Source organism: Streptomyces sp. YS-3 (assembly GCF_045257485.1).
In the GTDB taxonomy this organism is placed as follows: domain Bacteria; phylum Actinomycetota; class Actinomycetes; order Streptomycetales; family Streptomycetaceae; genus Streptomyces.
This window is the reverse complement of record NZ_JBJHPC010000436.1, coordinates 1-6,121: the sequence shown is the minus strand read 5'-3', so window position 1 is coordinate 6,121 and position 6,121 is coordinate 1. Positions and strand designations below refer to the sequence as shown.

Annotated in this window: 6 protein-coding genes; 1 reads left to right on the top strand and 5 read right to left on the bottom strand. The window is 73.2% G+C overall.

Features of this window, described 5'->3' with window-relative positions; all coding sequences use genetic code 11:
- Window positions 1–110 precede the first annotated feature (110 nt).
- Entirely contained in the window at window positions 111–3,158 is a 3,048-nt protein-coding gene (locus ACJA3G_RS27455) for an alpha-mannosidase (RefSeq protein ID WP_406555725.1), read from the top strand.
- Here ACJA3G_RS27455 and ACJA3G_RS27450 read toward each other — a convergent pair.
- From ACJA3G_RS27450 to ACJA3G_RS27430, 5 genes are all read right to left on the bottom strand, one after another.
- The gene (locus tag ACJA3G_RS27450) at window positions 3,121–3,558 is read right to left on the bottom strand and encodes an STAS domain-containing protein (RefSeq protein ID WP_406555724.1); all 438 of its coding nucleotides are present in this window, start codon (window positions 3,556–3,558) and stop codon (window positions 3,121–3,123) included. The genes ACJA3G_RS27455 and ACJA3G_RS27450 overlap by 38 nt on opposite strands.
- A 117-nt stretch (window positions 3,559–3,675) precedes the next feature.
- Window positions 3,676–4,401 (bottom strand): GNAT family N-acetyltransferase, encoded by a 726-nt coding sequence (locus tag ACJA3G_RS27445; RefSeq protein ID WP_406555723.1) that lies wholly within the window; start codon window positions 4,399–4,401, stop codon window positions 3,676–3,678.
- The gene (locus ACJA3G_RS27440; protein WP_406555722.1) at window positions 4,398–4,538 is read right to left on the bottom strand and encodes a hypothetical protein; all 141 of its coding nucleotides are present in this window, start codon (window positions 4,536–4,538) and stop codon (window positions 4,398–4,400) included. The genes ACJA3G_RS27445 and ACJA3G_RS27440 overlap by 4 nt, the downstream gene beginning before the upstream one ends.
- 132 nt (window positions 4,539–4,670) lie before the next feature.
- A complete protein-coding gene (locus tag ACJA3G_RS27435) occupies window positions 4,671–5,174 on the bottom strand; it encodes a hypothetical protein (RefSeq protein WP_406555721.1) in 504 nt (167 codons plus the stop codon).
- Window positions 5,175–5,350: 176 nt separating this feature from the next.
- Window positions 5,351–6,100 carry a uracil-DNA glycosylase gene (locus ACJA3G_RS27430; RefSeq protein WP_406555726.1) on the bottom strand — a complete coding sequence of 250 codons (750 nt, stop codon included), beginning with the start codon at window positions 6,098–6,100 and terminating at the stop codon, window positions 5,351–5,353.
- Window positions 6,101–6,121: the final 21 nt, after the last annotated feature.

Below are 6,121 nucleotides of genomic sequence, written 5' to 3'. Positions count from 1 at the left end.
GCCGTCGGGGCGGTAGACCAGGCCTTCGCACTGGAAGCCCGGCATGTTCTCGTCGAAGCCGAGGTCGAGGAGTGCCTCCACGCTCTTCCCGACCCACGGAGCAGACCCTCATGCATGACGACCGCAGCCTGGTCGAGGCCCGCCTCAGGCGCGTCCTCGACGAGCGCATCCGCCCCGCCGTGTACCCCGAATCCGTCCCGCTGGAAGTGGCGGTGTGGCATGCGCCGGACGAGCCCGTCCCGGTCGCCGAGGGGCTGGCCCAGGACCCCGCGCCGATCGCGGTCGGGGACGCCTGGGGCGCTCCCTGGGGGACCAGCTGGTTCCGGGTGACCGGGACCGTACCGGCCGAGTGGGCCGGGAAGAGCGTGGAGGCACTCCTCGACCTCGGCTTCGACGAGAACATGCCGGGCTTCCAGTGCGAAGGCCTGGTCTACCGCCCCGACGGCACCCCGGTGAAGGGCCTCAACCCGCGCAACCAGTGGGTGCGGATCGGCGCGCCCGCGGTGGGCGGCGAGGAGGTGCGGCTGCACATCGAGGCCGCGTCCAACCCGGTCGTCCTGGACTACCACCCCTTCGTGCCGACCCCCCTCGGTGACAAGGAGACGGCGGGCACCGAGCCGCAGTACCGGCTGGCCCGGATGGACCTCGCCGTCTTCGACGAGACCGTCTGGGAGCTCGTGCTCGACCTGGAGGTCCTGGGCGAGCTGATGCACGAGCTGCCGGTGGAGGGCGCCCGGCGCTGGGACATCCTGCGGGCCGTGGGGCGCGCGCTGGACGCGGTGGACCTCCAGGACGTGGGCGGCAGCGCCGCCGCCGCCCGCGCCGAGCTGGCGGACGTCCTCGCCGTGCCCGCCGGGCCGGCCGCCCACCGCATCAGCGCGGTGGGGCACGCCCACATCGACTCGGCGTGGCTGTGGCCGCTGCGCGAGACCGTGCGCAAGGTGGCCCGTACGACCTCCAACATGACGGCGCTCCTGGAGGACGAGCCGGACTTCGTCTTCACCATGTCCCAGGCACAGCAGTTCGCGTGGATCAAGGAGCACCGGCCGGAGGTCTACGCGCGCGTGAAGAAGGCCGTGTCCGACGGCCGGTTCGTGCCCGCGGGCGGCATGTGGGTGGAGTCGGACACCAACATGCCGGGCTCGGAGGCGATGGCCCGTCAGTTCGTGCACGGCAAGCGGTTCTTCCTGGAGGAGTTCGGCGTCGAGAACGACGAGGCCTGGCTGCCGGACACCTTCGGCTTCGCCGCCGGGCTGCCCCAGATCATCAAGGCGGCGGGCGCCAAGTGGCTGCTCACCCAGAAGATCTCCTGGAGCCAGACCAACAAGTTCCCCCACCACACCTTCCAGTGGGAGGGCATCGACGGCACCCGGATCTTCACCCACTTCCCGCCCGTCGACACCTACAACTGCTCGATGAAGGGCAGCGAGATCGCCCACGCCGCCCGCAACTTCAAGGACAAGGGCGCGGCGAGGCACTCGCTGGCCCCCACCGGCTGGGGCGACGGGGGCGGTGGCACCACCCGGGAGATGGTCGCCAAGGCGGCCCGGCTGCGGAGCCTGGAGGGCTCGGCGACCGTCGAGTGGGAGAGCCCGGCGGAGTTCTTCACCAAGGCGCAGGCGGAGTACCCGAACGCGCCGGTGTGGGTGGGGGAGCTCTATCTGGAGCTGCACCGCGCCACCCTGACCAGCCAGGCGAAGACCAAGCAGGGCAACCGGCGCAGCGAACACCTGCTGCGCGAGGCCGAGCTGTGGGCCGCGACGGCGGCCGTGCGCACCGGTTTCCCGTACCCGTACGAGCGGCTGGACCGCGTCTGGAAGACCGTCCTGCTGCACCAGTTCCACGACATCCTGCCCGGCTCCTCCATCGCCTGGGTGCACCGCGAGGCGGAGAAGACCTACGCGGCGGTCGCCGAGGAGCTGAACGAGATCATCGACGGCGCGCAGCGGGCACTCGCCGGAGACGGCGCCGCGGGCACCACCCTGGTCTTCAACTCCGCGCCCCACGCGCGCGACGGCGTGGCCGCGGGCGGCGCCGCGCCCGCCGCGCGCACCGGCGTGAGCCGCGTGGTCCCGCGCGAGGGCGGCGGCTTCGTCCTGGACAACGGGCTGCTGTCGGTGGAGATCGACGCCCGGGGGCTCCTGGTGTCCGCGTACGACATCGCTGCCGGGCGCGAGTCGATCGCCCCCGGCAGGGCCGCCAACCTCCTCCAGATCCACCCCGACTTCCCGAACATGTGGGACGCGTGGGACGTGGACGCGTTCTACCGCAACACGGTGACGGATCTGACGGACCTCGACGAGCTCGTGGCCGTGGAGGACGCCGACGCGGCCACCGTCAGGGTCGTCCGCACCTTCGGCGGCTCCCGGGTCACCCAGCTGCTCCGCCTCGCCCCCGGTGCCAAGCGCCTGGACATCGACACCGAGGTCGACTGGCACGAGACCGAGAAGTTCCTCAAGGCCGCGTTCCCGCTGGACATCCACGCCGAGCGGTACGCGTCGGAGACCCAGTTCGGCCATGTCCACCGGCCGACCCACACCAACACCAGCTGGGAAGCGGCCAAGTTCGAGGCGTGCAACCACCGCTTCGTCCATCTGGAGGAGCCGGGCTGGGGCGTCGCCCTCGTCAACGACTCCACATACGGGCACGACGTGACCCGGACCGTGCGTGACGCCGCCGAGGGCCCGGGCACGACCACCACGGTCCGCGTCTCGCTGCTGCGCGCCCCGCGCTTCCCCGACCCCGAGACCGACCAGGGTCTGCACCGCTTCCGGCACGCGCTGGTGCCGGGGGCCGGCATCGGGGACGCGGTGCGCGAGGGCTACCGCGTCAATCTGCCCGAGCGGCGGGTCGCGGGCGGCGCGGAGGTGGCGCCGCTGGTGTCGGTCGACGAGGACGCGGTGGTGGTCAGCGCCGTGAAGCTCGCGGACGACGGGAGCGGCGACGTGGTCGTACGGCTCTACGAGTCGAGGGGCGGCCGGGCGACGGCCCGGCTCACCCCGGGCTTCGAGGCGGACGCGGTGGTGGCGACGGACCTGCTGGAACGCCCCTTGGCCGAGGGGCCGCGCCATGAACTGGCCGAGGGGGCGGTGCGGTTGGCGCTGCGCCCCTTCGAGCTGGTCACTCTTCGGCTGAGGCGGAGCCGGCCGGCGGCCTGACGGAGTCCAGGGCCTGCTCCAGCGTGGGAGCAGGCCCCAGGACGGGCGCGAGGGCGGTGATCCGCAGGATCCGCAGCGTCAGCGGATGGTCGCAGACCAGCGCCCAGGAGCCGCCCCGCTCGGTCACCCGGCGATGGGCGCGCACCAGCAGGGCGAGACCGGAGCAGTCCAGGAACCGGACCCCGCGCAGATCCAGGGCCAGCGCACCCACCCCGTCCCCGGTGAGGGTGTCCAGGCACGGTCGCAGGGACTGGACGGCCTGGATGTCGATCTCGCCGTGCAGCTCGGCGACGGTCACTCCGGCCTGGGTGCGGACCCGGAGAAGCGGCTTCTCGTGGTGCCGAGGGGAGACCGGCACCAGTTCGCGCGGGCTTTCCTCGACGTGTTCATTGCGGCGCACTGCCCCTCCCCCCAAGGCAACGGTGGACGTGACGACCGGGGGCTGGGGCCGCCGGGGGGAACGTTAGACGCTGTCCGGAGGGCGGGAAGTGCAGAAACAATTCACACGACCGTTTCATCACTCGATCGAGTGAAGTGAGGTGGTCACGCTTGCCAGTTGGCCGTCCGGTACGCGGGCCGACATGAACCGCGTGGTACGGCGGAGCCGGAAGCCCAGGGCTTCGTAGAGGCGGATGGCGCCGGTGTTGCGCGCACCGGTGTGCAGGAAGGGGCGCTCGCCCCGGTCCCTGATGTTCGCGGCGACCGCCAGGATCAGCCGGGTGCCCAGGCCCTGACCGCGGAAGGCGTCGTCGGTGCAGACCGCGCTGATCTCCGTCCAGCCGGGCGGGTGCAGCCGTTCGCCCGCCATCGCCACCAGGGCGCCGTTCCTGCGTACGCCCAGATAGGCGCCCAGCTCGATGGTGCGCGGCAGGAAGGGGCCCGGCCGGGTCCGCTCCACCAGGTCCATCATCTCCGGCACATCGGCGGCGGTCAGCGTGACCGCCTCGGGGAACGGCCGGGCGGCGACCGTGTCGTCCACGAGCTGCACACCGTCGGCCTCGAACGTCAACTCCCAGCCCGGGGGCGGCAGCCGGTTCGTCCCGAGCAACGGCACCTCCCCGTCCGGCCCGGCCAGTGCGGCGACATCGGCCCAGTCCTCGGGCCCGGGGTCGTCCGGGAGCGCCAGCCACGGCGTCACCTCGGGCGGATACCGCAGCACCCGCCCCCGCCGCTCGGCGAAGTGGGCGTGCGGGCCGGTGAGGGAGGAACGGGCGGGGTTGTCGAGGGGATGCGGTGCGCTCACGCCGCCTCCCCGATCGCGGCCGGTATCCGGCCGGAGTCCGGGCTCGGCCGTCCCCGCTCGATGAACGCCTCGGTCCCCGGACCGGACACCCCGGTCCGGGGACCGCCGCGGCGGGTGTACGCGTACGCCTTGGGCATCTGCCGACTCCTCGCTCTCTCAGCAGCTCCAAGGCGGCTCCCGGTGTCGCTATTCCCGGGAGCGCACACGGTTCGCTCCCCACGGTTCACCCGCCCCGCCGCGAAGGCCGCCCCGCGGCGGGGTCCGCACCGCTAGCAGTCCGGCACGTCGCCGCTCGCCCGGACGAACGCGGCGCTGGCCCAGCCGTGGGCATGGCTCAGCCAGTACCAGGTGGAGGTCCCGTCGACGTTCGAGCCATGCGTCTTGCACTCGATTCGGTCCTTGCTGCCCGGGCTGAGGGCGACGGTGACGCCGGCGTTCAGGCTCGGGTTGTCGCGGACGTTCAGCTCGATGCGCGAGGTGACCGTGCCCCAGACCCGGCCGCCGTCGTGGTGGTCCCGGGAGTGACCGCTGTGGTGGTCGTCCCAGTTCCGGTCGTCGCGGTGGTCGTCCCAGCGCCATCCGCCGCCGTGGTCCTCACGGATCCAGCCGCTGATGCGGGTGTCCCACGACCAGCCGTTGCCCTGGCCGCGATCGTGGCCGTCGCCCGCGTCGTGCGCCGGGGCCGCCGCCGCCGCGGTGGCGAAGCCGCCCAGGGCCAGACCGCACGACAACAGGGCCGCGGTGGCCGCTCGACGTATCCGTCCGGTGTCCATACCGGCTCCTTTCGTCGCTCCCGCCCCTCGTGACCAACCCTTCCATGACACACCCGGGTCGCGAGGGACGCGATGTGGGCAGGTGAGAGCCCATGAGCGGCTGCCGGGAGCCGGTTCGTCGGTCAACGTTCAACCTTTGCGGGACCGCAGGAGACCTTGCTCGTACGCGACCGTCCTCACAGGCCCGACAGGCGCGCCGCCTCGCGGAACACGTCGACGAGCATGGGGAGGGTGAGCCGTCCCGTGGAGGTGTTGCGCTGGCTCGGGTGGTAGCAGCCGAGCAGCCGCAGCGGCGGGCGGCCCTCCTCGGCGGCGTCCAGCACCACCTGGACGCCGTGGCCGAACCGTGGCCGGGGGCGCGGCACTTGCCAGCCGGCCGCGCTCAGCACCGGCAGCAGCGCCTGCCAGCCGAACGCGCCGAGCACCACGACCGTCCGCAGTCCCGGTCCCAGCAGTTCCAGTTCGGCCGCCAGCCAGGGGCGGCAGTTGTCGCGCTCCTGGGGAGTCGGCTTGTTGTCCGGCGGCGCGCAGTGCACCGGGGCGGCCAGCCGTACGCCCCGCAGTTCGAGGCCGTCCGCGGCGTGGGTGGCCTCGGCCTGGTTGGCCAGCCCCACCTCGTGCAGCGCGGCGAAGAGGAAGTCGCCGGAGGCGTCGCCCGTGAACATCCGGCCGGTCCGGTTGCCGCCGTGCGCGGCCGGGGCGAGGCCGACGACCGCGATCGCCGCGTCGGGCGGACCGAAGCCGGGCACCGGCCGCCCCCAGTACTCCCACTCCCGGAAGGCCGCCCGCCTGGTCGCGGCGACCTCCTCGCGCCACGCGACCAGCCGTGGGCAGGCCCGGCAGCGGATCACCTGGGCGTCCAGCGCGTCGAGACTGCGGCAGCGCGGTGCCCGGTGCGCGGGGAACGCCGCGTCCTCCGGCCCCACCGCCGCCGCCCTCGCCCCACC